The 26,821-nt window shown below is 64.2% G+C and carries 19 protein-coding genes; 6 read left to right on the forward strand and 13 right to left on the reverse strand.

What is annotated here, in order from left to right; all coding sequences use genetic code 11:
• Positions 1–150: 150 nt before the first annotated feature.
• The 6 genes from FEF15_RS13845 to FEF15_RS13865 form a co-directional block, all read right to left on the reverse strand.
• Entirely contained in the window at positions 151–444 is a 294-nt protein-coding gene (locus FEF15_RS13845; protein ID WP_240454177.1) for a helix-turn-helix domain-containing protein, read from the reverse strand.
• Positions 434–748 (reverse strand): transcriptional regulator, encoded by a 315-nt coding sequence (locus FEF15_RS13850; protein ID WP_163559760.1) that lies wholly within the window; start codon positions 746–748, stop codon positions 434–436. The genes FEF15_RS13845 and FEF15_RS13850 overlap by 11 nt, the downstream gene beginning before the upstream one ends.
• Positions 749–840: 92 nt before the next feature.
• Positions 841–1,344, reverse strand: coding sequence for a hypothetical protein (locus tag FEF15_RS13855; protein ID WP_163559761.1), 504 nt, complete (start codon positions 1,342–1,344; stop codon positions 841–843).
• Positions 1,345–1,349: 5 nt separating this feature from the next.
• Positions 1,350–1,481 (reverse strand): hypothetical protein, encoded by a 132-nt coding sequence (locus FEF15_RS19640; protein WP_276208214.1) that lies wholly within the window; start codon positions 1,479–1,481, stop codon positions 1,350–1,352.
• 218 nt (positions 1,482–1,699) lie between these two features.
• Positions 1,700–5,215, reverse strand: coding sequence for a tetratricopeptide repeat protein (locus tag FEF15_RS13860; RefSeq protein ID WP_163559762.1), 3,516 nt, complete (start codon positions 5,213–5,215; stop codon positions 1,700–1,702).
• A 125-nt stretch (positions 5,216–5,340) separates the two neighbouring features.
• Positions 5,341–6,555, reverse strand: a complete 1,215-nt coding sequence (locus FEF15_RS13865; protein WP_163559763.1) for a FliC/FljB family flagellin — start codon at positions 6,553–6,555, stop codon at positions 5,341–5,343.
• Between the two features lie 434 nt (positions 6,556–6,989).
• Between FEF15_RS13865 and FEF15_RS13870 the strand changes: the two genes are divergently transcribed.
• Positions 6,990–8,438, forward strand: a complete 1,449-nt coding sequence (locus tag FEF15_RS13870; protein ID WP_163559764.1) for a flagellin — start codon at positions 6,990–6,992, stop codon at positions 8,436–8,438.
• Positions 8,439–8,545: 107 nt separating this feature from the next.
• Here FEF15_RS13870 and fliD (FEF15_RS13875) read toward each other — a convergent pair whose 3' ends face one another.
• Together fliD (FEF15_RS13875) and fliD (FEF15_RS13880) are read right to left on the reverse strand one after the other, a co-directional pair.
• The gene (fliD, locus tag FEF15_RS13875) at positions 8,546–9,931 is read right to left on the reverse strand and encodes a flagellar filament capping protein FliD (RefSeq protein WP_163559765.1); all 1,386 of its coding nucleotides are present in this window, start codon (positions 9,929–9,931) and stop codon (positions 8,546–8,548) included.
• 169 nt (positions 9,932–10,100) lie between these two features.
• A complete protein-coding gene (fliD, locus tag FEF15_RS13880) occupies positions 10,101–11,465 on the reverse strand; it encodes a flagellar filament capping protein FliD (protein ID WP_163559766.1) in 1,365 nt (454 codons plus the stop codon).
• 431 nt (positions 11,466–11,896) lie between these two features.
• Here fliD (FEF15_RS13880) and FEF15_RS13885 point away from each other — a divergent pair, with 431 nt between their 5' ends.
• From FEF15_RS13885 to FEF15_RS13900, 4 genes are all read left to right on the forward strand, one after another.
• Positions 11,897–13,405 carry a hypothetical protein gene (locus FEF15_RS13885; RefSeq protein WP_205598539.1) on the forward strand — a complete coding sequence of 503 codons (1,509 nt, stop codon included), beginning with the start codon at positions 11,897–11,899 and terminating at the stop codon, positions 13,403–13,405.
• 259 nt (positions 13,406–13,664) lie between these two features.
• On the forward strand, positions 13,665–14,264 hold the full coding sequence (gene lpoB, locus FEF15_RS13890) for a penicillin-binding protein activator LpoB (RefSeq protein ID WP_163559767.1): 600 nt from the start codon (positions 13,665–13,667) through the stop codon (positions 14,262–14,264).
• Between the two features lie 9 nt (positions 14,265–14,273).
• Positions 14,274–15,668 carry a DUF6844 domain-containing protein gene (locus tag FEF15_RS13895; protein ID WP_163559768.1) on the forward strand — a complete coding sequence of 465 codons (1,395 nt, stop codon included), beginning with the start codon at positions 14,274–14,276 and terminating at the stop codon, positions 15,666–15,668.
• Positions 15,668–16,957 carry a CsgG/HfaB family protein gene (locus FEF15_RS13900; protein ID WP_163559769.1) on the forward strand — a complete coding sequence of 430 codons (1,290 nt, stop codon included), beginning with the start codon at positions 15,668–15,670 and terminating at the stop codon, positions 16,955–16,957. The genes FEF15_RS13895 and FEF15_RS13900 overlap by 1 nt, the downstream gene beginning before the upstream one ends.
• Positions 16,958–17,044: 87 nt before the next feature.
• Here the strand turns inward: FEF15_RS13900 and FEF15_RS13905 are convergent, their stop codons facing one another.
• From FEF15_RS13905 to FEF15_RS13925, 5 genes are all read right to left on the reverse strand, one after another.
• Positions 17,045–18,868 (reverse strand): methyl-accepting chemotaxis protein, encoded by a 1,824-nt coding sequence (locus FEF15_RS13905; protein ID WP_163559770.1) that lies wholly within the window; start codon positions 18,866–18,868, stop codon positions 17,045–17,047.
• A 103-nt stretch (positions 18,869–18,971) separates the two neighbouring features.
• Positions 18,972–20,012, reverse strand: coding sequence for an OmpA family protein (locus FEF15_RS13910; RefSeq protein WP_163559771.1), 1,041 nt, complete (start codon positions 20,010–20,012; stop codon positions 18,972–18,974).
• A gap of 106 nt (positions 20,013–20,118) precedes the next feature.
• Positions 20,119–22,632 carry an EAL domain-containing protein gene (locus FEF15_RS13915; protein ID WP_163559772.1) on the reverse strand — a complete coding sequence of 838 codons (2,514 nt, stop codon included), beginning with the start codon at positions 22,630–22,632 and terminating at the stop codon, positions 20,119–20,121.
• A gap of 33 nt (positions 22,633–22,665) precedes the next feature.
• Positions 22,666–24,438 carry an EAL domain-containing protein gene (locus FEF15_RS13920; protein WP_163559773.1) on the reverse strand — a complete coding sequence of 591 codons (1,773 nt, stop codon included), beginning with the start codon at positions 24,436–24,438 and terminating at the stop codon, positions 22,666–22,668.
• 48 nt (positions 24,439–24,486) lie between these two features.
• A complete protein-coding gene (locus FEF15_RS13925) occupies positions 24,487–26,139 on the reverse strand; it encodes a methyl-accepting chemotaxis protein (RefSeq protein WP_163559774.1) in 1,653 nt (550 codons plus the stop codon).
• A 311-nt stretch (positions 26,140–26,450) separates the two neighbouring features.
• On the opposite strand from FEF15_RS13925, the gene FEF15_RS13930 reads away from it, so the two are divergent.
• Entirely contained in the window at positions 26,451–26,819 is a 369-nt protein-coding gene (locus FEF15_RS13930; protein ID WP_163559775.1) for a flagellar protein FlaG, read from the forward strand.
• Positions 26,820–26,821: the final 2 nt, after the last annotated feature.

Raw genomic sequence — 26,821 nt, forward strand, 5'->3', positions numbered from 1 at the left:
TCTGGTTCTCATCCAGATTGTCGCTGGCTTCTCATCCAGATTGACGCGCTACACCGCCCGCCGCTCAAACACTTCCCGCGCCTCTCGCATGCCTCTCAGATGCCGCACCTGGTGGGCGGCGTGCCGTCCACCCAAGGCTGAGAATGTTCTTTATGCCAGATCACGCAGTGCTTCAGGGTGCTTCTCCGCCACTCGAAGCAAAGTACGTGCGGTTCCAGTGGGCTCGCGGCGCCCCTGCTCCCAGCCACGCAGCGTACCAAGGCTTACATCCAGCAGGTCTGCAAACTCCTTCTGCGAAAGCCCCATTCGATGGCGTACCTCAGCCGCTTTCGGCACCTCTACCTGAGTCTCGCGAGCCGCTTCGCCACGCTTCATCTGGCGTACTGACTCCAGCAACTTGTTACCCAGCTCTTCACCGGTCATGACATCGGCGTCACGCATCATCGAGCGCCTCCTTGATCTGCCTGAGGATATGGGCCGGGATGTTGCCCCGGACGGACTTGGCATAGATTACCAGCAGCCAGATCTTCCCATTCGCCAAGCGGTTATAGTGAATCACTCGTACACCGCCGCGCTTACCGCTATTCTCCCGCTGCCAACGCACCTTGCGGCAACCACCAGAGCCAGGAATCACAGGGCCCGCCTCAGGGTTCATCGCCAGCCATTCATAAAACTCGCCTCGTTCGTCCTCATCCCAGAGAGCGTCGGCGTCCTTGGTGAATATTTCGGTTTCGGCGATGGTGTACATGCTTCAAAGGTACGTCATTGACGCACACAAAGCAACACGAAATCACACGTTCCCACCGCGTTGACACCAAGAAGCTGTTGGGGCCAACCGGCTCACGCCACCCGCCGCTCGAACACCTCCCACGCCGCTCGCATGCCTCTCAGATGCCGCACCTGGCGGGCGGCGCAGCAGATGGTGAGGCTGGCGGGCGTACCCACCGAGCTGCCGAAGCGCTTGAGCAGCGTAGTGGAGGCGGCAATGAAGGCTTCCGGCTCGATGTTCAGGCGCTTCAGCAGCCTGGGTACTCGCTCGGCGATGGCGCCGCGCTTGTCCGGGCGCTGACAACGGCCGGCGGTCTCGACCAGTTCCAGATAGTCCTCCAAGCTGAAAGGGATGGCGCTGGGGAGCTGCGCCGTGGCGTCGAAGGGCATCAAAGGTTGAAGCGGCAGCGAATCGCACCAGGCCGGCACGTTGGCTGCCGCGGGCGGCGCTGCCTCATCCTCTCCCTCCGGCGCCACATGCTCTGCCTCTGGCGCCAGCGCGGCGACACGCTCGGCCACCGAGGTGTGTTCACTGGTCTCCGGCGTCTCGGCAATGCCGGCTCGAATCGGGTTCAAGTCGACTAGGCCATGGCGCTGAGGATCGCCGCCTCGTCGAGCAGCGCCTGGCTCTTGAAGCGCCCCTCCCAGAAGCGCCCCTTCACGCCATCCTCGGCGTTGGCCTGGCGAGCGATGGATTCGTTGAGCACCCGCATGAACCAGGAGATATCCGCCAGCCGCTCGCGATGAAGTGGCCGCCCACTGCGCCACGGCCTGGCGCATCCCCGGCGTCAGCCCCTCCCCGCCGCTCTCCAGATGCCACACCTGCAGCGGGCCGGTGAATAGCGATGTCCAACTGATGCAAGCAATCGGCGATCCAGCTGCGGCGATGCTCATGCAGCCTTTGTCGTTGAAGAAGAAAGCGCATGCAGCCTCACTGCGGCTGCTTGGCATACTGCTCCCACACAGCAGCCACAGCTTCCTTGTTCACATCTTTTCCTATTTTGAAAAGGCCTGCTGACTCAACCCGTTCTACAACCTCCAAGAACTCAAGCACTACATGGTAGATGGGCCGATTCCAAAAATCATGGATAAAAATCCTAGCTTCTTTTGTCTCTTTTGAATTATCTAATATATGCTGAATCGCTGCCATTGTGCACGCAACGCGGAAACGGCCGTCCACCAAGATCAGGTCAAACGACTGCTTATGGGCATGAATCGCCTGGCTATAATCCGGAAAACTTTCCGAATGCTTCATTGAGACCGGAAATCCCCACTCCTTTGTCGGCCCAATATCCACAACTTCGACCTTACAATTCTCCCCCAACTTAGCTTTCAATGCATTCACCCAGTTGGCATCACTCTCCACCCCGTACGCTATCAGCCCCTGATCCACCGCCCAGACCGTTGAACCGCCAGAGCCAAATTCAAAATAATGCTTCGCCCGAGAGAGCGAATTCATGAAAAGATCACGCTCCGCTGAAGACATGAAGGGCGCTTGAGGAACTTTAAATTCTGATACTCCATGCGCAACTCCTGAAGACTCTTTACCCTCTTCTTCAGCTTCTATCTCTTTTCCTTTCTCTGATTCTCCAGCAAGTGGCTGCATCAACCCCTCAGCCACCAGATATTGTTTCGCCTTTCTACCATCCACTGAAGACAACAGCAGATAAGCCATATCCTTGATACCGAAGATCGCATGTAGCAAAAAAGCCAACTTAATGCGCTGACCATCTACTAGGTCTACTATTCTTGCATAACTGGGAATAAACATTGCATCGGCGGCTACAAGATCGCTTGCCTGGCGTTCTTCCAATGGAACGCTTTCAGGTAGATGGCTGACATGCTGCCTGTCATTGAAGCGATAGAAGCGGAAGCCGTGACGAGCCATCCAGTGGCTCACTTCGGCAAAGTTGGGCTGTCGCTCGTGAGTGTGCTGAAAGGCGATACGCACCTGGATCAGCAAGGTATCTTTGAGCGCATCTTCACCGTGCTCCAGAATGGCCATCGCATCGCTCAGCTCATCGAGAATCAGCCAGTCGAGGCTTTCCAGACCCTCAATGCTGTCCAGAGCGACGGTATTGATAGGCAGTTGGGCCAGCACCTTCGCTCTCTGTATGTTCGAACTGAACTGCTGCTCCTGTGGCAGCGGTTCCAAGGTGCTGCTCATGGCCGGGTCCAGACAGGCATGCAGCGTCGCCGGCCGACCATCTCCCAGTGACGCATGGGGAAAGAGCTGGACGTCGTCGCTACTTTCAAACTGGCTTGCATCCGCCACTCGGCTAGCCGGATCGAAGACCACCACCCCGAAGGCATCAAGGTGTCTCAATCGTTCGAAACCCTGTTCACGGACCAGCTTGGCGCTGTTATCGATAACCACGATCTTGCCCGGCAGTTGCCAGTGGAACCCCTCCTTGGTTTTCGCATTCGCGGCAGGAGACGCCGTGGCGGTTTCCGGGATATCAATGGCGACGGGGTGGGCTTCTCCCTCGAACCAGGCCTCCCCTGCCTTGTTGAAGGTCAGCGCAGTGGGCGTCTTTCCTTCACAGTGGCGCTGCCAGATAGCGCGTAAGGCCTTGAGAAGGTGACGGGCAAAGCGAGGTGCATCGCAGACGGGTGAGTCAAGAAGTTGCTGTCGCAGCCCTTGACGGATCAGTGCCAGGCTATCCAGATCCCCGGCGAGTTCAATCACTCGCTGGCGATACTCGTCCCAGTCATCCGCCACCAGCTCCGGCAGGCCCGCATTGACTAGGTGAGTGGCACTATGGCGCCCGGCGAAGCTAGGCCCAGGCAGGGTTACCACGGGCACGCCCATATAGAGCGCCTCACAGGTGGTCAAACCGCCAGAATATGGCCACGGATCAAGGGCGATATCCACACTGCGGTAGGTGGCTACTAGTTCCTTGTGGGGAACCGGCCCCTCCAACAGCACACGCTCGCGGTCGATACCCTGCTCTTCCATAAAAGCATGCAGCCGTTCGCAATAATTCGTATCGGTAAACTGCCCCCCCTTGAGCAGCAACCGTGACTGTGGCAACTCATGCATCAGGACCGACCACTGCTCCAGCAGCACCTCATTGATCTTCGCCGGATTATTGAAACACCCGAGGGTGATATAGCCATTGCTGAGTGCCGGCAGCAATCCGGGCTCATCATTCAGATGGTGAGGCGGCGTATAGCAGATATAGTCATCGGGCAAACGGATCAGCTTCTCAAAGTAGTAATCATCTACCCCCTTGGGTGTCTCTACTTCGTCTGAGAGCAGATAGTCGACAGCTTCGAGCCCTGTTGTGTTGAAGAGCCCGCCCACCCATTTGACGATTAGGGGCGCCGGCTCTTCCGCAATCACTGGCAGGCGACTGCCCGAGGTGTGCCCGGTCATGTCGATCAGGATATCGATGGCATCATCACGCACCATCCGTGCCAGCTCCGCATCCGGGGTATGCGGAACCTCGCGCCACCGATACATCAGGGACTTAAGACGGCGTGCCGTGGCATCATTTACCAGACTGTCGGAATAGGCATAGAGCAGAAACTGTCCCGACGACAAATGCTCCAGAGCACCGAGGATCATCTGCCCGACCGGGTGGGTCTTGAGACCTGCCGAGATCAAGCCGATTCGCAGGGGGCGTGCAACCGTCTTCTCAGTAGAGGGGCGTGACGGAATTTCCGCTGGCGCATACCGCTGCTGCCACTGTTTACCAATAGCAAAAAGTGCATCAGCGTCATGTTGTGGATTGTAGTGGGCAGTGAAGTAATAGTTGGAAAAAGAAAGCCATGCATCGGGCCTAAGGTCGATGGCTCGCTGATAGAACTCCTCGGCCTCATCAAAACGGCCCATGGTTCCGTAAAGATTGGCCAAGTTGGTCAAAACGCCCGCAGCTTTGGGGTACTGTGCGACAAGTGGCTCCAGCACGGCCAGCGCCTGGTCGTACTCGCGCCGTTCAACCAATACCGTGGCCTTGCGCATCTTGGCCAGCAAGGCGTCCGGCAGGCTCTCCAGGGAACGCTCATAGTAATCTAGAGCCTGGTCATGGCGGCCACGCTGCTGATGGATTCCCGCCAAGTGCATGTTGGCCTGATAGTTGTCGGGGGCATCCGCCAAGGCCCGAGCAAGACAGTCCTCGGCTTCCTTATAGCGACCTAGTTGTTGGAGTGTCTTGCCTAGGCTGGTCAGAGCTTCGTTATTATCCGGCTGAAGCTCGAGGGCCTGCTGCAGAGGCGCCACGGCGCTCTGAGGGTCGCCGGATTCCATCAATGCCGTGCCTAGTGACTTCCAGCCAAATGAGGCTCGGGGATAGCGCTCGGTGATCTCCCGCGCCAGTTCCACAGCCGTTTCCAGCCGCTTGGCCCGGTAGTGTTCGAGGAAACGAGTCGCCAAGCGCTCAAGCTGGGCTTCACGCGCTTGGCGGTTCAATTTCAAAGGGGGGCGGCGCTTAGGCTTGGGCATGTCACTCCTCTCCCGGCTGTTGTGACGATGGGTGTCATGCTACCAACTCGGATTGAGTGTAAAGCCACGAAAAACGGGATAGCCGATGGCTATCCCGTTCCTTGAGCCCACAAAGTGGCCTGAACTTATCCCAGCAGAGAGAGGACGTTCTGCGGTGTCTGGTTGGCCTGGGCGAGTACCGAGGTACCAGCCTGCTGCAGTATCTGAGCACGGGTCATATTGGCCACCTCAGAAGCGTAATCGGCATCCTCGATGCGGGAGCGCGCCGCCGAGAGGTTGGTCTCGTTGGTCTGCAAGTTGGTGATCGCGGACTCGAAGCGGTTCTGGATGGCACCCAGATCGGAACGCAGACTATCCACCTGATTCAGTGACTTGTCAAGCGTAGACAGCTCACTGCTCCGTTCGAAGGTCAGGTTGGCAAGATTCTGCTTAATATTATCCTCACCAGTACCAGTGGCATCGAAGCTCAAGGAGCCAGATGCGATAACGGTTGCATCATCAGCCTCCAGTGCCATATAGACCTCATTTGTGGCAGAGCTTGCATCAATGCGCATGCCCTGCTCGGCCAGGCTCTCGACCTCACTGTCGGTCAGCTCGGTACCATCGATGTTGAGCTTGGTATAGAGGGTGCCATTATCATCGATATATGTCGTGGTGCCCCCGCTAACGGCCGTTCCACTATCCAGACCGAAGTCAGCACCGGTGAGAGCTGAGTTGGCGGTAAAACTTGCAACCGCAGTAGAACTTTCCACAAGCTCGTTGGCATCTGCCAGATCGGCAGCACTCGTCGTGGCCGCCGCTGCTCCCTCCGGGCCGGAGACATTGAACTTGTTAAGGCCCAGAGTTTCGGCATCGATCTTCTCCAGTGAGACATCGATGGTTTCGCCATCGTTAGCACCCACCTGGATAGAGAGTGTCGTGTCGCTGGCCAACACTTTGGTGCCGTTGAAGTCTGTCTCTTCGGAGATACGGTTGATCTCGTTGAGGCGCTGATTGATCTCGCCCTGGATGGACTTCAGGTCATCCTGAGAGTTGGTGTCGTTCTGGGCCTGAACGGAGAGCTCGCGGACACGCTGCAGGTTGTCGTTGACCTGGTTCAGCGCGCCTTCTGCCGTCTGGGCGACAGAGATACCGTCGTTGGCATTACGCTGCGCCTGAGACAGGCCGGTGATCTGGGCGCTCATACGGTTGGCGATGGCCTGGCCGGCGGCATCGTCCTTGGCACTGTTGATGCGCAGGCCGGAGGACAGGCGCTCCATGGAGGTGGACAGCGCGTTCTGGCTCTTTTGCAGGTTCTGCTGACCGATCATCGAGGTGATGTTGGTATTGATCACGGACATGAGATCATTCCTTCTACGTTGGGGGCTCCATTGGCGGGCCCGCTGGGATTATGCTTGGCCCAGCGTTCCGGGCCTGCCGCAACGGCGCCGTTGGCCGTTACCCTGAATAACGGCGGAGCGCGGGGAGACTTTAGGGTGAGGGCGAAAAAAAAATGCGGCCCTCGGCTTGACACTGCACGGCCCGCCAGAAAAGCGGGCTGCCTGCTTCCTACCAAGCTACGTAGACACCCATTCCCGTAAGCGTCATAAAGCCGTGACCAGGAACTCAGCCACCTGGCCAAGGGCCTAGCGGCTGTGGCTCGCCATGCCTCTGCGCCCCACCATTCATTGTGCCGAAACGGGCTTCAGCTTACTTTGCTCCTGCACCCACCCTAAAGTTTCATTCGGCCAGGCCGATCATAAGATGGAGATGACGCATACAGCAGGGACGCCGGATGACTTCGATCCATACCAACATCACCGCCTTGACCGGCCAGCAGAATCAGCGCAAGTCACAGTCTGACCTGAGCACGGCCATGGAGCGGCTCTCCTCCGGCCTGCGCATTAACAGCGCCAAGGACGACGCCGCCGGGCTTGCCATCAGCAACCGCATGGAAACCAACCTGCGCGCCAATGATGCCGTCAGCAAGGGACTCAATGACGGCATTAGCCTGATGCAGACCGCCGAAGGCGCACTGGATGGCATCAATGGCTTGTTGCAGCGGGGGCGCCAGCTGGCGCTGCAAGCAGCCAGCGATACGCTCTCCAGCGAAGACCGCAGCGCCATTCACAACGAGTTCCTGCAAATCGTAGAGGAAGTCGACCGCATCGCGATGGACACCCAGGCCTTCGAGAAACACCTCTTGGCACCGACATCGCAACGGCAAGAGGTGACCGAGCTAGGAAATACCAAGACTATCAAGAACGCCCTTCAGGTTGCCAAGGGAGCCTGGGACAATGGGCGCTCATCGGGTACTGACCCGATCGGTTTCATTCCCAAAGGCACGACCAATTTAGTGATCGAGATAAATTCGCTCGGTGCCGATGATGATATTCAACTCTTCACCCGCAACGGTGCTCACTTGGTCGGCACCCCAATGGTAGAGGGTGACTCGAATGCCACCGACGCTACCTGGACAGCGCGAGGCATCACTACAGAGCAAGATATGAAAGATGATCTGCTCAACGAGGCCAATGGATTCAGCGATCAGGTCGCTTATGATGGCTCGTCGCTATTTCACAACACCAGCCACTACGATGCTACCGGCGGAGCAACGCGCACCGTTGCCGGCATGGAGATCACCTACAGCGGCGACGGAGACTGGCACGATAACGTAATCAACGATGGAAACAATTCACCCTATCCTTCCACAGCTTATGAGAGGGTCTTAATTCAAGAAGTCAAAGAGCCTCTCTTCCTCGCCGTCACGGGCAGTGGCAGCTACGATATGATGGTCGATTGGGACCATATGCCAGATGGACCGCCCAAACACCCCACCAGCACGCCTACTGATATCGTGATGAGCGCAAACAGCGGCGACAAGGCCAACAAACTCACCATCGAGCCGACGCCGGCTGACAGCCAGACCTTGGGACTTGACGAGATCAGCTTGAGCACAGGGCAAGGCGCCAGCGCGGCACTTGGTGCTCTTGATGACGCCTTGGCCAAGGTCGATGAGTACCGCAGCCATTATGGGGCGCTCAACAACCGCTTTGATAGTGCTATCGACAACCTGACTCAACAGAGCATCAGTACGGAAGCCGCGCAGTCTCGCATCCTGGATGCTGATTATGCCGTTGAGACTGCCAACATGATGAAGGTTCAGATCCTGCAACAAGCGGGGCAGAGCCTGCTGGCCCAAGCCAACCAACTGCCGCAGACGGCACTGACGCTGCTGGGCTGAGCCGGCCGCCTGAGTAAACAGAATCGCCCCCGCTTCGCGTTAAAGAGGCGGGGGCGATGGGGTTTCAAACCACGAGAGACAGGCCGTGTAGCCTGTCTCGTCAGTGATCAATCACGACCAAGCTGGGCATCCAGCGACTCGAACTGCTGCATCAGGTAGCTGCTGGTCTGGTTCATGTTGGCAATCATGCTGTCGAGCTGGCCGAACTGCACGCGATAGCGTTCGATAGTGCGCTCGATGCTCTGCTCCATGCGCGCCGTACGGCGGTCGATGCTCTCGACTCGGGTTTCGGCACTCTCCACGGCGCTGCTGATCATGCCATCATCGCCGAGAAAACGCCCAAGGGTGGCATCCAGGCGCCCTGCCATCCCCGAAGCCTCATCTGCTCCGGCAAAGAAATCGGCCAGCTTTTGCGGATTGCTGGTAGCAAGCTCATCGAGCTTGGCATCATCCAGCTCCAGGCGACCTTTTTCATTCAGAGAGATGCCCAGCTGCGACATGATCGTGAGTTCGCTCCCCGCCACGCTATTGGTCAGGTCGCGCGCCAGGTTCGATTCGATATTGCGGACGGTACGATCACCGATCAGCTCACCCGACTTGCCGTCCTCGCCACCGTAGGCTGTCATGCGGCCGATGGTGGACTGCAGCTCATTGTAGGATGACACCAGCTTGCCGACGGCCTCCTTGAGAGAGCCGCTGTCGCGCGCCACGTTCAGGCTGAGGGTTTCGCCCGTGGCGTCAGGCGCCAGCTCCAGCGTCACGCCCTGAATAGCTCCCTCTATCGTATTCGTGGAGCTGGTGATCTCGATGCCGTTGATATCAAGCAAGGCGTTGCGGCCCGCCTGGTGAGTGGCGAGATCCTCATCCAGCGTCACCCCGGTGGCGAGGTTAGTGAAGGCCATGTTGGTGATGCCGGCATCGGCACCGCTCTGCCGAGAGGTAAGCACCAGACGATTGCCGGTACCATCGTTGATAATGGAGGCATCCACCCCGGCCTCAGCATCGGCATTGATGGTATCGCGGATGTCTTCCAGGGTTGCGTTCTCCGGCAAGGCGATACTCTTCGTGCCATTCGTTGTACTGTCGGGCGCACTGCCATCGCCAAAAGTCAGGTCCAGGGACGCATTCGCCCCCGTCAGAGAATCAGTCAAATTATCCACCCGGGTGCTCGCCAGACTTCCAGCGCGGGCGGTATGGGTCACGGCGATTTCGTACTGCCCGGGACTGGCTTCCGCACTCGCAGTAGCAGTCATGCCTTCGCCCTGAACGCTGGCGGAGAGCTTCTGGTAGAGCGAGGTCTCGTTGAGCTTGGTTACCGCGTCCTGAAACTTGTTCAGGCCGGACTGCAGCCGGCCATAGGCGGAGATCTTCGCCTTCTCCTGGCTCTTCTGGGCCGTTAGCGGCTCAAGCTTCTGCTGCTCGGCGGAGCGCAGCTGATCAAGCAGACCGTTGAGATCGAGGCCTGAGCCTATACCAAGGGCTGAGATTGCCATACGTGTTCTCCATGTATACCGCATGACGGAAGCGCGGCTATGCCATATCTATCGGCGCCACTCACGCAAACTTTAGACTCAACCAGCCCACCCGGGAAAACCTGTAGCTGATGGTATGCCGCCCAACCGTAGGAATTCCTCATCGCACGCCACCGCTAGGCATTACAGTTTATAGCCCACCGCCAGACTGGCCACCCTCCAGATTGCTCAGCTGCTGGGTGAGGTAGGCGCTGGTCTGGTTCATCTGGGCGACCATGCCATCGAGCTGGCTGAACTGGGTGCGATAGCGCTCTACCGTCTGCTCGATGCTGGCTTCCATACGGGCATGACGATCGTTGAGGCTGTCGATACGGTTTTCGGCGCCGTTGAGGGAGGTGGTCAGGGCGCCGTTGTCGCTGGTCAGCTGCTCGGCCGTTTCGGTAAGGCGACCCGCCAGGCCTGGCGACGTGCCATCGCCGGCAAAGTAGGCTTCTACTGCGGCCGGGTCCTCGGCAAGGGCGGCATCGAGTTGCCCCTGGTCGAGCTCGAGGGTGCCGTCGACGGTCATCGATAGCCCCACATCGGAAAGCAGGCCCTGTTCGCCATCCACCGTCACCCCGGCGGCAAGGTTACTGCGCAGGCGCGACTCGATGGTGCGCACGGCGCTGTCGCCGATCAGCTCACCGGCTTCGCCCTCTTCACCGTTGAAGGCGGTCAGGCGCCCGGCGGTGCCCTTGAGCTCGTTGTAGCTCTCCACAAAGCCGGTCACCGCCTCACGGATCGACTCATCGTCGCGCGCCACGCTCAGGGTGCCGCTACCCTGCTGCTGAAGGTCTAAAGTCACGCCCTGGATGGCGTCGTCGACCTGGTTGGTGGTGCTGGTGATGGCGATGCCGTTCACGTCCAGGCTGGCGTCCTGCCCGGCCTGGGTAATGGTGTTGTCGGTCAGGGTCGCCTGATCGGCCACGGCGGCGAAGTTGGTGCCGGTGATGCTGGCCTGCTTGCCGGTCTCCTCGGATATCAGCGCCAGCCGGTAGCCCGCGCCGTCATTGACGATGGAAGCATTCACCGCGGCCTCGGGATCGGCGTTCACGGCGTCGCGGATGCCTTCCAGGGAGCTGTCAGCGTCAATAGCCACCGTGGTGTCAAGGGCGGCGTCCTCGAAGGTGAGGTCGAGGTCGGTTGCGCCACTGCTGATCTCGGCCGTGGGGTCGTCCACCCGCTGGGTGGCCAGGCTGCCGGCGGTGGCCAGGTCATTGACCGTGACGCTGTACTCACCCGCTGCCGCATCGCTGTTCACCGCGGCCTGGAAGGCATCGCCGCTCACGCTGGCGTTATGGCCCTGGAATAGCGAGGTATCGCTGAGCTTGCTGGCCGCATCCTGGAAGGAGGAGAGCACGCTTTGCATCTCGCCGTAGGCGGAAATCTTGACTTTCTGCTCTTGGACCTGCTGCTGGATGGGTTCGAGCTTTGCCTGTTCGGATTGTTGAAGCTGGCCCAGCAGGCCGTTGAGATCAAGCCCGGAACCCACGCCGAGCGATGAGATACTAGCCATGAGAACTGCCTTTGGCCGGTGAATTTTGTTGCTCGTGCTACCCACATCGGCGGATGAGGGCGGGACTTTAGGGTTCGAGGGTTTCCACCTCGAACCCCACGATCTGGCGCCGCTCGCGGGCATCGGATCCCTCCCTACCCAGTGCCACGCGCCCCAGCCTACGCCTTTGGTTGCATGAAAGTTCGCTAAAGTTCTTCTCTCCCCGGCCGAAATCCACTTCGAGGCGCGTGGAAGGCGCCTTGCTGTGTTCGCCAGGGAGAGGTGCCGGGCTGCGTTTCATGCCCTCCTGCCGCTTCGCGACGGTGCTGCCGTGTCGTGCCACCGCTCGCTTCCCCTTTGCTTGCGCTCAGCGCCTTCCCTCCCCTCGCCATAGCCGGCCGCCGGAGAGCGGCCGGGCAAGAAGAACGCTTGACGCTACGCAAGGGAACCACATGACGCACACTATCAAGGCACTGGCCGTCGCCACGCTTGCGGTGGGGCTGAGCGGCTGCGCGGCGCACCAGCAGCGCAGCCAGATGGAAGCCTTCAACGCCGCCTGGGTGCAAGGCGACTACCTGGGAGCCGCCGCGACCATGGAGGCCAAGGCCACGCTGACGGGCGGCGACAAAGCGGAAGACAAGCAGCTGCTCGAACTGCTGCACCAGGCGGAAGCCCACCGTTTGGCCGGCGACACGGCCACGGCGATCAGCCTCTACGACCGTGCCGAGACCGGCATGAAGCTCGACGACACCACCGGGCTTGCCGCCGGGCTGCTGGAGGGCGGCAAGGCCGTGCTGCTCAACGACGCCGAGAGCGACTACACCCCGATGCTCGCCGAGACGGTGCTGGTCAACACCTACAAGGGGCTCGCCTTCCTCCAGCAAGGCAACCGCGACTACGCGCGCATCGAATTCAACCGTGCCGACGACCGCACCCGCCGCGCCGTGGAGACCTTCGCCAAGGAGATCACCGCCCAGCAGGAGGCGATGGCCGAAGAGGCGGAAGCCGAGCAGCAGTCGATCCAGCAGAGCCTGGAGAGCGACGCCCTCCAGGAGAGCATCGCCGCTAACTACGGCGAGACCTCGCAGTGGAGCGTCTACCCCGAGTTCATCGTGCCCTCCGCCACCTACCTGCACGGGCTCTTCTTCCTCGCCAGCGGCGAGACCGGCGACCTGGAGCGCGCGGCCACCTCGCTGAAGCGCGTCGCCGAAATGACCCCGGGCAACCGGGCGCTCGCCGCCGATGCCGAACTGGCCACCGCGCTGGCCGCCGGCAAGGCGAAGCGTGAGGCGCTGGGCGATCGGGTGTGGGTGATCTACGAGAACGGCCTGGGCCCGGTGGCCGAGGAGACGCGCTTCGACGTGCCGCTGCTGCTCTTCCACGGCAACACCACCAGCCCCGCCTACACCGGCATCGCCCTACCCCGCTACGCCAATCGCCAGGCGGTGAGCGAGCCCCTCACCCTGCGCGACGGCAGCGGCGAGACGATCACCCCGGAGGCCTTCTCGGCCATGGGCAAGGTGATTCATACCGAGATGCAGGCGCGCTTCCCCGCCGTGCTGGGGCGCGCCGTGGCCTCCGCCGCCATCAAGGCGCTGATCCAGACCGCCGCCGCCGAGGAGATGGGCGCCGTGGGTCAGCTGGGCACAGCGCTCTTCGCCGCCGCCACCACCCAGGCCGACCTGCGCAGCTGGCAGGCCATTCCCGACCACTGGGAAGTGGCCCGCCTGGCACGGCCCGACTCCGGCCGGCTGACGCTCGCAGCCGGCGGCACGGCCCTGGGCGAGCTCAGCCTGCCCGACTGGCCCTACACCCTCGTCTACGTCAAGCGCCCCAGCGCCCAGAGCCCGGCGCAGGTCTCGCTGATCGACCTGCAGGGCGAGCACGGCGGCGAACAGCTCTCGCTGCACGGCGCACCGAGCGGCGACGAAGCCGGCGAGCTGGTGGCCGATGCGTCTTGAGCACAGGGAGGGGCACCTGACGGCGCCTTCGTCGAGGCGTCAAACCGGAGCTAAATCGCCCTCCCGCAATCTATGCACCTGCTACCCCGTGGGAGGCCGATTTATCGGGCGAAGCAGCGCGCAGCGCTGCCAGACAATGGGCACCTGGCGGCGCCTTCGCGCGGCAAGCCGCCCTCCCACAACCCACAACAACCAGCCCTGCATGTATCACAGGCATTTCTTTCCAACCAAGCTTTCCAACCACTTAGGGAATGACACCATGAGACTGCTACTCATCCTGCTGGCCAGCCTGACCCTGCTGGCGGGCTGCGCCACCACCCCGCGCTACGTGGATCCCGCCAACGACGACGGCCCGGTCAGCATGGCGCTGGACTACCGCGACTTCGAGAACGCCGCCGGTCGCGCGGTGGATTCCATGCTCGAGAGCGGCGCCGTGGACAACCCCAACGGCGGCCGCTACGTGATGGTGGTCAGCCGCATCGTCAACGACACCATGCAGCGTCTGGACACCGATCAGCTGGTGAAGAAGATTCGCGTCGACCTGCTGCGTTCCGGCCGCGTGGTGACCACCACCGCCGTGGGCATCGACGGCGCCGAGGACGAGATGAACATGCTCTCGCGAACGCTGCGCGACTCCGACGAGTTCGACCAGCGCGGCGTCCAGAAGAAGGGCACCCTGCAGGCACCCGACCTGAGCCTCTCCGGCAAGATCCTGCAGCGCAACCGCAAGGTGGGTCGCGAGCAGCAGGTGGAGTACTACGTGCAGCTCTCGCTGACCGACCTGGCCAGCGGCCTGGCGCTGTGGGAGGACGAGACCCAGGTCATCAAGCGGGGCTCCAACGCCTCGGTCAGCTGGTAAGGAGGCCCCATGTTCGAACGCACGCTGAAACCGCTTGCCGCCGCCGTCGCCCTCGCCCTGCTGCTGCCCGGCGCCGCAACGGCCCAGGAGCTGGCCGAGCAGAGCCGCGCCGCCCAAACGGACGCCGCCGCCACCCCACCCTCGCCGTTCTATGCCATCGACGAGGTCTCCCAGAGCGACGAGAAGATCCAGGCGTTCCTGCAGGATCGCGGCTGGGTACAGGGCGAGTCGGCCAACAACCCGGCGGGCGGCACCCTGGTCGTCGCCTCGACGGACATCGCCATGGACCCCACCAGCATCGACTTCAGCCAGGCACGCCTGATCGCCACCGAGGAGGCCTTCCTGCAGGCCATGGGCGAACTCGTCTCACAGGACTCGGTGAACATCGGCAAGAGCATGGCTGACCGCTTCATGCAGAACGGCCTGCCGGAAGACGTGGCCGACACCAGCAACCTCGCCGAACTGGGCGAAGCCCTGGCGAGCCGCCTGGCCGAAGCCTCGGTACAGACCCTCAACAAGGTGATCGAGGAGCTCGGTGGCGATGCCAGCCAGCTGCCCCAGCTCAACCTGGCCGAGCGCAAGCAGCTGATCTATGACGAGTTCGTCACCGACACCACCTGGCGCGCCATGGGCGAGCTCTCCGGTATCGGCATTTTCGGCGTCATCGAGGAAGTTGGCGGCGATGGGCCGGTCAACAACGGCCGCGTCAGCGTGGTGGTAGTCAAGTCGGCGCGCTTCAGCGAGTTCGGCCGCCAGCTGCGCACCGGCGACGTGGCCCCGGGTCAGGCGATCCCCGTCGAGACCATCCAGGCGCGCCTGGCGCCCCAGCTCGAGGAAGGCACGCCCATGCTCGGCTACTTCGGCGTGCAGCCGATCGTCGACGGCGAGGGCCGCTACGGACTGATCTCCTTCGGCATGGGGGCGCCGGCCCTAGTGCGCGGCAGCATGGACGAGTTCGCCATCAGTGCCGAGTTGGAAGCGGCACGCACCAGCGCGCAGATGATGGCCGACGGCTGGCTGGCCCAGTTCGCCAGCATGACGGTGCAGGGGCAGAAGGAGAGTACCAAGCGCAAGCTGCGCGAGCAGGTGCGCGAGACCCGCGGCGACGGCAGCTCGCGGCTGCTCACCGAAGAGGGGGTGGGCCGCATGGTCAACAGCGTCCTGCGCTCCGAGGCAGACGCCCATCTGCAGGGCGTGCAGACCGTGGGACAGTGGAACAGCAGCGATCCCAGCACCGGTCACCCTTATCTCGGCTACGTGAAGTACTGGTCGCCCGGCACCTCGGCCAAGGCCCAGGGGCTGACCCAGCGTGACGAGCCGGAGCCGGCTGATGGCGCTACCAGCGGTACGCCGCCCAGCACTCCGGCGACGTCGCGCGCCACCGGCTCGTTCGGGGAGTGGTGATGAGCAGTCTCACAAGGACGCTGCGGTTGCTGCTGTGGCTGCTGGTCGCCGCCCTGCCGCTGGCCGCCCAGGCCGGCGTGCAGACCCGCGTGGTGCAGGCCGAGGCCACCGGAGTGGACCGCGAAGAGGCGATCTTCAATGCCCTGGGCGAGGCCGTGCGCCAGGTGCACGGCGCCCAGGTGGATGCCAGCCGCGAACTGCGCCGCTCGATGAACCGCCTCTCGGTACGCGACGGCCAGGGCCGCGAGGCCTCGGTGACCCATGAATCGCGAGTGAAGAGCGGTACAAAGGTGCGCAGCCAAGGGCTGATCAGCGGGTACGACGTGCTCGAGGTACGCCCCGCCCCGGGCGGCGGCCAGCTGGCGCGGCTCTCCGTGCGCGTGCCGGTGTACCGCGTGCCCGGCGCGGGCGCCCAGAGCAACCGCCAGCGCCTGGCCGTCTACCCGGTGGAGGTCGACACCGCCCAACTGCGCATCAACGGCGAGGCCCTGGCCGCCGGCGACGTCTCGGCGCGGCTCACCCAGGCACTGGTGCAGGCCATGGTCGGCGCGCGACGCTTCAACGTGCTGGATCGGGACATGCAGCAGGCGATCCGCGCCGAGCAGGCCTTCATCGCTTCCGGCCGTGTACCGCTGGCCGAGAAGGCGATGCTCGGCCGCAACCTGGGGGCCGACTACCTGGTGGTGACGCGCCTGACCGAGCTCGACATGGCCCTGCGCGAGGTGGCCAACCCCATCACCGGCGAGCGCTCGCACCAGGGCGATGGCGTGGCCACGCTGGAGGCGCGGGTGGTGATTCCCGCTACCGGCCAGGTGATGTGGAGCCACACCCTGAGCACCGATCTCGCCGAACTGGGCATCGACAGACCCGGCAGCGGCGGTGTCACCCAGCGGGTGTTCGACGCCCTGGGCAGCGAACTCACCTTCCGCGCGCTCAATGTCATCTACCCGCTGCGCGTGGTGGAGAGCCGCGGTGGCGAGATCGTGCTCAACCAGGGCGGGGTGATCGTCAAGCCGGGCCAGCGCTGGGCGGTGTACGACATCGGCAAGGCCTACACGGACCCCTACCACGGCGAGAGCCTGGGCCCGCGCGAGACCTGGGTAGCCGACGTCGACATCACCCGCGTGGCCGACAAGGTCGCCCACGCGCGCATCGTCAGCGGCGCCGTGGAGGGCAACGGCCAGGTGCTTCGGCGCGTGGACGCCACCGGCAAGGCCACTCGCGAGGCCGAGCGGGAAGCGGTGCGTGGCACCCGTGAGCGGGTCTGCCTGCCCATGGATCCGTGCTGATACCGACGAGCTTCCATCGGCTCCACAAGACGACAGGCCAGCGGCAATGCCGCTGGCCTGCTGCGTTGCGGCCGGTACGACGCAGGGTTACCCCTGCATCGGCCGTGTCTCGCTCAAGGTGAAGCCCCCCACCGCTTCAGACAGACGCTCGGCCTGATCCTTGAGCTGCTCGGCGGCGGTGGTGGATTCTTCCACCAGGGCGGCATTCTGCTGGGTCATGCGGTCGAGCTCGGCCACCGCCACGTTAACCTGGCCGATACCGTCGCTCTGCTCGCCGGCGGCAACGCTGATCTCGCCCAGCACCTCGGCCACGCGGTTCACGCTGGCCACCAGTTCCTGCATGGAGCTGCCGGCCTGGCGCACCAGTTCGGTACCGGCGGTGACCTTCTGGCCGGAATCGTCGATCAAGCCACGAATGTCGCGAGAGGCCTCGGCACTGCGAGTGGCCAACTGGCGCACCTCGCCGGCCACCACGGCGAAGCCCTTGCCGTGCTCGCCGGCACGTGCGGCTTCCACCGAGGCATTCAAAGCCAGCAGATTGGTCTGGAAGGCGATGCCGTCCATCACCTTGACGATCTCGGCGATGCGCTGCGACGAGTCGGTGATCTCTTCCATGGTCGATTCCACGCGATGGACCACGTCGCCCCCCTGAGAGGCCATCTGCACGGCCGATTGCGACAGCTCGTTGGCCTGACGCGAGGACTGGGCGGTATGTTCCACGGTGCCGGAGATCTCCTCGATGGAAGCCGAGCTCTGCTGCAGGCTGGAGGCCGCATTCTCGGTGCGCCGCGACAGATCCTGCCCGCCGGTGGCGATCTCGCCGGCCGCCACGTTGACCGATTCGCTGGCATCGCGAATGGTCAACATCACCCCTTCCAGCCTCGAGACGAAGCCGTTGAACGCCGCGGCGATCTCGGCCACTTCGTCCTTGCCGCCCTCGGGCAGGCGCCGGGTCAGGTCGCCCTCGCCGCTGGCGATGTCGACCATGGCACTGCGCACCGTCTTGAGGCGACGGAACATCACGCGCAGCAGCGCTCCCAGCACCAGCGTCGCACCGCCAGCGACCACTAGCAGCGTGATCGCCGAGGTGCCGAGCACCGCGCGCAGGCCGGCAGTGGCCTCGTGATCGTCCAGGGCGACCACCAGCTGCCAGTCGGTGCCCGCCACGTCGGCGCTGCGCAGGCGCTTGGCCTCGCCGCCCAGTGCGACCTCGATGGGCTCGCTTGCCTCGGCAAGCTCAGCGAGACGCGCGGCATCCAGCGTCGGCGCCAGCTCGGTGGTCGAGGCGAGACTGAGCTCCGGGTCGGGGTGCGCCACCAGAGTTCCGTCGGCAGTGGTCAGAAAGCCCAGACTGGAGGGCGTCGGGGCGATCTCGGTGACGATGTCAACGATGTCGGTGATGACGATGTCGCCCCCGGCCACGGCCTGCAGCTCGCCGTCGTCATGGAAAGGCGTGGCGATGGTCACCACCAAATCGCCGGTCTGCGCATCCTCGTAGGGTGCGGTGACGATGGTTTCTTCGGCCTCCACGGCGGCCTTGTACCAGGGCCGCTCGCGCGGGTCGAAGTCGTCGCCGGGCTCCCAACCGTCGGAGAAGATGGTACTGCCGTCGCGGGGATCGCCGAGATAGACGGCCAGAAAGTCGCCGGACTGTTCGACGAGCTCGAGGTCGCCGAGGGAATCGTCGATGTCGTCGCCGACGCGCAGCGCTTCCATCATGGAAATTCGCGTGGCGAACCACTCGCTGATGGCTTTGGCATTGCCCTGGGAGACGGCGGTGAGGTTGCGGGCCACCTGATCGTCGTTGTGCGAGCGCACCGTCAGAAAATTGGCCAGGCCATTGGCCAGCAGCGCCAGGACGATGACCACCACCGTCGCCAGCAGGATACGGAGTCGTAGGGATGTAGGCATGTGAGGATCACTCATCATTATGGGCAAAGGATGCCGCCCGCGGGTGCCACGAGCATGAGTGGGGTACTATCGGCAGGCAGTGGAGTGACTTGAGGGACGTGGGTCACCGTGCGTGGATGATGACTTCCACCCGCCGGTTGCGCGCCCGCCCCTCGGCGGTGGCGTTGTCGGCCAGCGGCCGGGTGTCGGCGAGCCCCACGGCACGCAGCCGACGCGATTCGACGCCGGCTTCTTCGAGAGCATGGACGATGGCGATGGCGCGGGCGCTGGAGAGCACCCAGTTGGAAGGAAAGTCGTCGGTGTCGATGCTGCGGCTGTCGGTGTGCCCTTCCACCGCCACCTCGCCGTCGTGGCGCTGCACGATCGCGACCATGCGCTGCACCAACGTCTCGCCCTCGGCGGTGAGCTCGGCCTCGGCGGTGGGGAAGAGCCACTGATCCTCGACGCGCAGCCGGATGCCCTCGTCCACGCGCGACACCGCCACGCCTTCGAGGTCGGGCAGGTAGGGGGCATCCGCCAGGCGCTCGGCGAGCCGCTCCGCACCGGCCAGTGCCTGCGGGGAGACCTCGCGCACGCCTTCCGGCGGGCGGTCGGTGAGCACCAGCAGGAAATCCGCCGGCGGCAGGGCCAGATCGGTCGCGGCCGGGGCCACCGGCTGGGGAAGCAGCCAGTCGGGCGGGGTCGAGGCCAGCCAGTCGAGCGGCGGGAGCGGCTCGCCCGGCGTGGGCGATGCCTGCGGCAGCGGCCGCCGGGCCAGCAGCGGCGGTGGCTGAACGCTGGGCGGCCGTGGCGGCAGGCCGGCCACGCCCAGGGCCGCCGATACGGCCACCGGGCTCAGCCAGCCTTGCGCGGGAAGGTTAACCGCCGGGCGTGCCGCCAGCGCCCGCTGCAGCGGCTCGGGCAGGGGCACGCCGCGCGTGCGCGGTTCGTCGAACGGTGCGGGCGAAGCCGGGGCATCGGGCTCCTGCCCGGTGAAGGAGAGCGTAAAGATCAGCACCAGCAGGGCCACCAGCAGTGTCATGACATCGAGGTAGCCGATCATCCAGCCACCGTCCTCGTCGTCGCCGGCGTGCGACGGCAAGAGGGAATCGTGGCGCAGGGGGCCACGATGGTCGCTGCTGCCGGTGAATGCGGGTCGAGTCATGGTGTGATCGCAAGCGCGGGACAGCCGCCTAGCCTACTGGCATCGGCGCCCGGGCTAAAGCCGGAAAAGCGCCGACTTGGCGGCGCTCCTCGGACAGGGCTGGCGCCTACGCTCCGGCATGCAGCGGCCGCGATAGATAGCGGCGTGCATACTGGCGCGCTTCCACGGGGCGGCCGAGCAGGAAGCCCTGCAGCAGGTCGACCGGGTAGCGGGCCAGCACCTGGCGCTGCGCGTCGGTTTCCACCCCTTCGGCGACGACCTGCAGGCCCAGCTCGTGGGCCATGCCGGTCACCGCGGCGACGATGGCGGCACTGCCGCGCTCGCCGTCGCCCAGGCGCTTGATGAAGCTGCGGTCGATCTTGAGGGCGGTGACCGGCAGGTCCTGCAGGTAGCTCAGGGAGGAGTAGCCGGTGCCGAAGTCATCGATGGCGATGCTGCAGCCGAAGTCGCGCAGCCCCTGGAGCAGCGTGGCCGCCTGCTGCTGCTTGTCGAGCAGCGTGCTCTCGGTGATCTCGAAGCCCACCAGCCCAGGCGGCAGGCCGTGCGCCTCGAGCTTACGCGCCACCTTGCCCGCCAGGTCGTTCTGCCAGAACTGCCGCGCAGAGAGGTTGACGGCCACCGGTACGGGCGCCCTGCCCTCGCGCTGCCAAACCGCCAACTGGGCGCACACCAGCTGCAGCACGTGCTCGCCCAGCGGCATCATCAGGCCGGCGCGCTCGGCCAGGGGGATGAAGTCGCCCGGGGGAATGGTCCCGAACAGCGGGTGATGCCAGCGCACCAGCGCCTCGGCGCTGTGCAGCCGCCCGCTGTCGCGCTCGAAAAGCGGCTGATAGTGCACCTCGAGCCCTTCGCCGGTCTCCAGGCTGTTGCGCAGGGCGGTTTCCAGCACCAGCTGCCGGTCGTCCTGGCGATTCATCGCGGCACGGTAGAAGCGATAGGCGTTGCGCCCCTCCTGCTTGGCGCGGTACATGGCCACGTCGGCCTCGTGGATCAGCGCTTCGGCGGAGTCGGCGTCGTCGGGATAGAGGCTGATCCCCAGGCTCGCCCCGACCCGAAAGCTGTGCTGGCCGATCTGGCTGGGCTCGCTCACCGCTTCGATCAGGCGCCGGGCGATGCGGGTCACCTCGTCGATCTCGTCGAGATCGGGCAGCAGTACCAGAAACTCGTCGCCGCCCAGGCGGGCCAGGGTGTCGTCCTCGCGCAGTCGCGTCTGCAGGCGCTCGGCGAGCAGCATCAGCAGCTCGTCCCCCGTGGCGTGGCCCAGGGTGTCGTTGACCTGCTTGAAGTGGTCCAGGTCGAGAAAGATGACCGCCAGGCGCGTCTGGTTGCGGTGGGCATGGCGAATCGCCAGCTCGAGGCGGTCCTCCAGCAGGCGGCGGTTGGGCAGACCGGTCAGGGCGTCGTAGTAGGCCAGCCGCCGGACGCGCTCTTCGTTCTCGCGGATGTGGGTGATGTCGTTGAACAGCGCCGCGTAGTGGGTGATCTGCCCGTCGTCGTCGGTGATGGCGGTGATGGTGAGCAATTCCAGATAGAGCTCCCCGCTCTTGCGACGGTTCCATATCTCGCCGCGCCAGTAGCCGCAGCGCTGCAGCGTCTCCCACATCTGTCGATAGAAGGCGGCGTCATGGCGGCCCGAGGAGAGGATCTGCGGAGTACGCCCCACCGCTTCTTCGAGCGTGAAGCCGGTCATGTGGGTGAACGCCGGATTGACGAACTCGATGCGATTCTCGGCATCGGTGATGATGATGCCCTCCAGGGAGGAGTCGATGACCCGCTCGGCGAGCTGCAGGTTGTGGCGCGACTGGGCCAGGGCGTGATCGCGCTGCTCGAGGGCCTCGCGCAGGTCCTGCAGGTAGAGCTGTTCGGCGCCGGCGAGCATGTCGCGAAAGCCCAGCAAGCCGACCACCTCGCCCCCGTCGTCGAGCACCGCCAGGTGGCGGACGCGGTTGTCGAGCAGGCGGTCGCGCGCGGCGATCAGGGTATCGCGGAGGTGCACGGTGAGCAGCGGCCGGCTGGCCAGCTCGCCGACCGGTGTATTCCCCGGGTGGCGGGCCACGAAACATACCAGGTCGCGCTCGGTGAGAATGCCGAGCTCGCTGTCGCCGCAGTGCACCACGGCGGCATCGCCGCCCAGCTCGCGCATGTGGCGCGCCGCGTCCGCCAGCAGTCGGCTCCCCTCCAGGATCAGCGGGCGCTGGTGCATGGCGCCCTGCACTTCCCGCAGGCGCAGGTAGGGCTCGAGCCCCTGGTTGAGAGCCACGTCGGTCTGGGTGAGGATGCCCCGCGGCCCTCCCGAATCGTCGACCACCAGATAGTGGCGACGCCCCTCGGCCGCGAAGCGCATGGCCGCCTCGCCCACGGGCGTGTCGACCGGCAGGCTGACCACCGGACGGCTCATCACCTCGCCGATGGGACGGCGCACGGCGGCCGGGTCGGCGAAGTCGACGGCCAGGGCGTCGTGCTCGGTCCAGATACCCAGCACCTCATCACCCTCGACAACGATGATGGAACTGCACCGGCGCTCGGCCATGCGGTCCGCGGCCACGCAGAGCGGCGTGCCGGGCTCGCAGGTGAGCAGGCCGGTCTGCATGACGCGTTCAACGGGGAGTTCGTGACTCATGACATCTCGCTGAGCAGTGAATGAAACCGAGCTTCACCTCGGGCCGGGCCCGGGGGTTGGGTGGGGTTGCTGGAGTGCTCTCCACTCCTGGCGCGATGGCCATTCGGCCAGCCAGTCCGGCACCTGAGCGGCCGGCATGGGGCGGGCGATGCCGAAGCCTTGCGCCAGGCGGCAGCCCACTTTCGTCAGGGCGCGGGCGTGCTCCAGGCTCTCCACGCCTTCGGCGAGCATGGCCCGCTCGAAACGGTTGGCCATGTAGATGATGCTTTCGACGATGGCCATGTCGTCCGGGTCGCTGAGCATGTCGCGCACGAAGCTCTTGTCGATCTTGATCAGGTCGACGGGCAGCTGGCGCAGGTAGGTCAGCGACGAGAAACCGGTGCCGAAGTCATCGATCGCCACGCGCAGGCCGAGGGTCTGGCAGCGCCGGATCACCGCCATGGCGGTCTCGATGTCGTGCATGGCCGCCGTCTCCAGCACCTCCAGCTTGAGCAGGTGCGCCGGCACCATAGGGTTGGCCTCGAGCATCACGGCGAGACGCTCGGGAAAATCGGCCTGGAGCAGGTGCGAGGGTGCGATGTTGACGCTCACCGGCAAGGTGATGCCCGCCTCGCACCACGCCTGGAGCTGGCACATCGCCTGGGCCAGCACCCACTCTCCGAGATCGACCTCGAGAGTGTTGCCGGCGATGTCCGGCAGGAAGGCGGCCGGCGAGAGCAGTCCCTCGTCGGGATGCTGCCAGCGAATCAGCGCTTCGACGCCCACCACATTGCCGCTGGCCATGTCCACCTGGGGCTGGTAATAGAGGCACAGCTCGTCGCCCGCGATGGCCGCCGCGAAACGCCGTCGACGCTCCTGGCGTACCTGCAGGGCCTGGTCGAGCTCGGGGTCGAAGCAGTGATAGGTATCGCGGCCGCGCTGCTTGGCGCGATACATGGCCTGGGTGGCATGGCGCAACAGCACGTCGCCGTCGGCGGCATCGCCCGGATAGTGGGTGACGCCCAGGCTTGCCGAGACCCGCACCGACTGGTCGCCGACCAGCATCGGCTGGCGGATGGCGCGCTGCAACCGATCGAGAAAGTCGCTCTCGGCACGCCGGTGCAGCACCAGCACGAACTCGTCGCCCCCGATGCGCGCCAGCACCTCGTCACCGCCCAGCAGGTGGCTGATACGCTGCGCGAAGGCGGAGAGCAGCAGGTTGCCGGCCGCCTCGCCCAGGCGGTCGTTGATCGCCTTGAAGTGGTCGAGATCGAGCGAGCAGACGGCCAGCTCGCCGCCGGTACGCACGGCGTGCTGCATGGCGTCCTGGATGAGCTGAGTGACGAGCTGCAGGTTGGGCAGGCCCGTAAGGGCGTCGAAGAACACCTCGCGGCTCGCGCTCGAGGCCTTGCCGGTATCCACCAGGGCAGCCAGGTCGGTGACCACGATGATGTAATGGTCGATGCCGCCCGCGGCATCGCGCAGGCGACTCACCGAGAGCAGCGCCGGGCGCCTCTCGCCCGAGGCATGGCAACACTCCGCCTGCACGCGGAAGCGATCGTCGTACTCGTCGTGCCAGAGCGCCGTCGGCGACTGCAGGTAGTCGGTCAGCAACTCGCCGACGACATGCTCCGCCGCGCGGCCGATGAAATCCCCGAAGGCACGGTTCATGCCGAGGATGCGATGCTCGGCATCGGTCAACAGAATCGCCTCATTGGCCTGCTCGAAAAAGCGGCAACACGACGGCAATCCTTGGCGATGGCGGTCATCTGTCGAGCGACTGTTCCGACCACTCTCCGCGGTCACACCCGAAGGGGGTTGCGTCATGAATCGTACCGTTCCTTGTCATTCATTCCCGGCATGGCGGCTAGCCTATCACAGCGCACCGACAGGCAGGGATTCGACCTCCGCCGGTACCGCCTCGACCTGCTCGGCCGGCGTTTTTCGCGCTCGCTGCGCCTGGAACCGCTGCTCGCGACTGACCCACTCCTTGCCTTCACCGGCCTGGCGCAGCGCCGAAATCGCCACGCTCAGCTGCTCGACCTGTTCGGCTAACAGTGTGCCGAGCGAGGCGGAATGAGAGACCCGTTCGGCGTTCTGGCGCGTCGACGAATCCATCCCGACGACGGCCTGATTGATCTGCTCGAGCCCGATGGCCTGCTCCCGAGACGCCGTGGCGATTTCGCGAATGAGGGTGTCGATGCCGCCTACCGCCTCGACCACGCCACGGTTGTGAGTCTCGAGGCTGGCGATGCGCTGTTCGCCTACCCCCACGTCCTCGAGGGTGGTATCGATCAGGCGTCGCACGTGTTCGGCGGAATCCGCGGAGCTCTCCGCCAGCCGGCGTACCTCCTGGGCCACCACGGCGAAACCGCGACCGTGCACGCCGGCACGCGCCGCCTCGACGGAGGCGTTCAGCGCCAGCAGGTTGGTCTGGAAGGCCAGCCCCTCGATCGCCTCGATGGCCTGGGTCATCTTGCCAGCGCTGGCGGCGATCTGCTGCATGCTCGCCACCAGTTGCCTGACCACCTCGTCGCTCTCGCCGACGGCGCGGCGCACCTTGTCCGCCTCGCTCTCGGCCTGCTCGGTATTGGCGGCATTCTGCTGCACGGTGGTGGTCAGCTCCTCCATGCTCGCCGCCGTCTGCTGCAGCGAATCGGACTGCTGCTGGGTGTGTGACGCCAGGTTACGGTTGTCCCGCTCGAGCTCGGCAGTCTCGCGGGAGACGGTCGCCAGAATGGCGTGGATATCCACGGAGATGTTGGCGAGGCTGCGTTGCATGATGGCCATGGCGTCGACCACCTCACCGAAGCCGTCACGGCCGACGGGCGGCGGCGATGCGGCCAGATTGCCGGCCGCGACCTGCATGGCGAACTCCCGCGTCCGTGACACGGCGGCGGCATGACGACGCCACACACTGACCACCAGGCCAGCCACGGCCAGGGCAATCAGCAACCGCCACTGCCACACCAGTAGCCCCGCCAGCATCAGACCCGCGACCGCCATCAACAGCGTGGCCAGCAACCGACCCTGCAAGGCATTGAGCGAGAGCCGTTGCAACGCACCGACGAGACCGGTATGCACGAGGCGGCCGCGATTCAGCCCGATACCCCGGGCACGCCCTTCGCGGATTCGCACGTAAGCGGCCTCTGCCCGCGCCTTGTCCGCATCGCGCGGCTTGACCCGTACCGAGGTATAGCCCTTGACTTCGCCCGCCTCGACGATCGGCACCACATTGGCATGCACCCAGTAGAAGTCACCGTTCTTGCGCCGGTTCTTGACCAGTCCGGACCACACCTCCCCCGCCTCCAGGGTCTCCCAGAGGTTGGCAAAGGCGATCTCCGGCATGTCGGGATGGCGGATGAGGTTGTGGGGCGAGCCGATCAGCTCGTCGCGGGAGTAGCCGCTGACCTCGCAGAAGGTAGGAGACGCATAGGTGATGCGCCCTTTGCTGTCGGTACGCGAGATGAGGTTCTGATCCTCGCGTATGACATACTCGCTGTCCGTTACCGGCTGGTTGTTGCGCATCGTCTCCTTGCTCCCTGCGTTTTCGTTATCGTTCGGCAAGCGTTGTATTAGCTTTCGCTTTGCGCAGGGAAAGACGCTAGTAAGGGCACACTAAAGTTGCAATGACACAGATCAAGACAGGCCGCGAATGGCTTGACAAGCTTCGCCGGCCTTGGCCTGAGTGGCTTGTTTGACAAGAAAAAACGGATCGATGACGCGAAAGGCGCCCCTCGACCGTAAAAGGCTAAAGTTGGTGAAACAACGGCCGATAGGGACTGAAACGGAGGGGACCCACTGCGCGGGTCAAGAACCGACAACAAGGGAAGATCGCCATGACATCACCGCTGACCGATGCCACCAGTGCCCAGGCACCCTCGCCGCTTCAGACGATGACACCTCGCGAACGCAAGGAAACCGTGATCGCCTCGCTGCCCACCGCCGGCGGTATGCTGTCCCAGGCCGAAAGCCATGCCCAGGCTCCGGGCCAGGCCGAGCTGATCGAGCCGGTCCAGCGCATCAACGAGGTGTTGCGTCAGTACGGTGTGGAATTCGAGATCAACGAGGTACCTTCCCAAGTGGTGACGAAGATCATCGATCGGGAGTCCGGCGAGGTATTGCGCCAGATCCCCGCCGAGGAAGTGCTGGCGATCGCCGAGCGACTTCAGGAGCTGCAGGGTCGCCTCATCGATCTCGAGGCATAAGC

The organism is Halomonas sp. NO4, assembly GCF_010994375.1.
GTDB lineage: Bacteria > Pseudomonadota > Gammaproteobacteria > Pseudomonadales > Halomonadaceae > Halomonas.

Bases quoted from the DNA above. Each gene is read 5' to 3' on its own strand.
- FEF15_RS13845 (WP_240454177.1), bottom strand. From the start codon at position 444: ATGATGCGTGACGCCGATGTCATGACCGGTGAAGAGCTGGGTAACAAG.
- FEF15_RS13850 (WP_163559760.1), bottom strand. From the start codon at position 748: ATGTACACCATCGCCGAAACCGAAATATTCACCAAGGACGCCGACGCT.
- FEF15_RS19640 (WP_276208214.1), bottom strand. From the start codon at position 1,481: ATGCGGGTGCTCAACGAATCCATCGCTCGCCAGGCCAACGCCGAGGAT.
- FEF15_RS13860 (WP_163559762.1), bottom strand. From the start codon at position 5,215: ATGCCCAAGCCTAAGCGCCGCCCCCCTTTGAAATTGAACCGCCAAGCG.
- FEF15_RS13865 (WP_163559763.1), bottom strand. From the start codon at position 6,555: ATGTCCGTGATCAATACCAACATCACCTCGATGATCGGTCAGCAGAAC.
- FEF15_RS13870 (WP_163559764.1), top strand. From the start codon at position 6,990: ATGACTTCGATCCATACCAACATCACCGCCTTGACCGGCCAGCAGAAT.
- fliD (WP_163559765.1), bottom strand. From the start codon at position 9,931: ATGGCAATCTCAGCCCTTGGTATAGGCTCAGGCCTCGATCTCAACGGT.
- fliD (WP_163559766.1), bottom strand. From the start codon at position 11,465: ATGGCTAGTATCTCATCGCTCGGCGTGGGTTCCGGGCTTGATCTCAAC.
- FEF15_RS13885 (WP_205598539.1), top strand. From the start codon at position 11,897: ATGACGCACACTATCAAGGCACTGGCCGTCGCCACGCTTGCGGTGGGG.
- lpoB (WP_163559767.1), top strand. From the start codon at position 13,665: ATGAGACTGCTACTCATCCTGCTGGCCAGCCTGACCCTGCTGGCGGGC.
- FEF15_RS13895 (WP_163559768.1), top strand. From the start codon at position 14,274: ATGTTCGAACGCACGCTGAAACCGCTTGCCGCCGCCGTCGCCCTCGCC.
- FEF15_RS13900 (WP_163559769.1), top strand. From the start codon at position 15,668: ATGAGCAGTCTCACAAGGACGCTGCGGTTGCTGCTGTGGCTGCTGGTC.
- FEF15_RS13905 (WP_163559770.1), bottom strand. From the start codon at position 18,868: ATGCCTACATCCCTACGACTCCGTATCCTGCTGGCGACGGTGGTGGTC.
- FEF15_RS13910 (WP_163559771.1), bottom strand. From the start codon at position 20,012: ATGACTCGACCCGCATTCACCGGCAGCAGCGACCATCGTGGCCCCCTG.
- FEF15_RS13915 (WP_163559772.1), bottom strand. From the start codon at position 22,632: ATGAGTCACGAACTCCCCGTTGAACGCGTCATGCAGACCGGCCTGCTC.
- FEF15_RS13920 (WP_163559773.1), bottom strand. From the start codon at position 24,438: ATGACGCAACCCCCTTCGGGTGTGACCGCGGAGAGTGGTCGGAACAGT.
- FEF15_RS13925 (WP_163559774.1), bottom strand. From the start codon at position 26,139: ATGCGCAACAACCAGCCGGTAACGGACAGCGAGTATGTCATACGCGAG.
- FEF15_RS13930 (WP_163559775.1), top strand. From the start codon at position 26,451: ATGACATCACCGCTGACCGATGCCACCAGTGCCCAGGCACCCTCGCCG.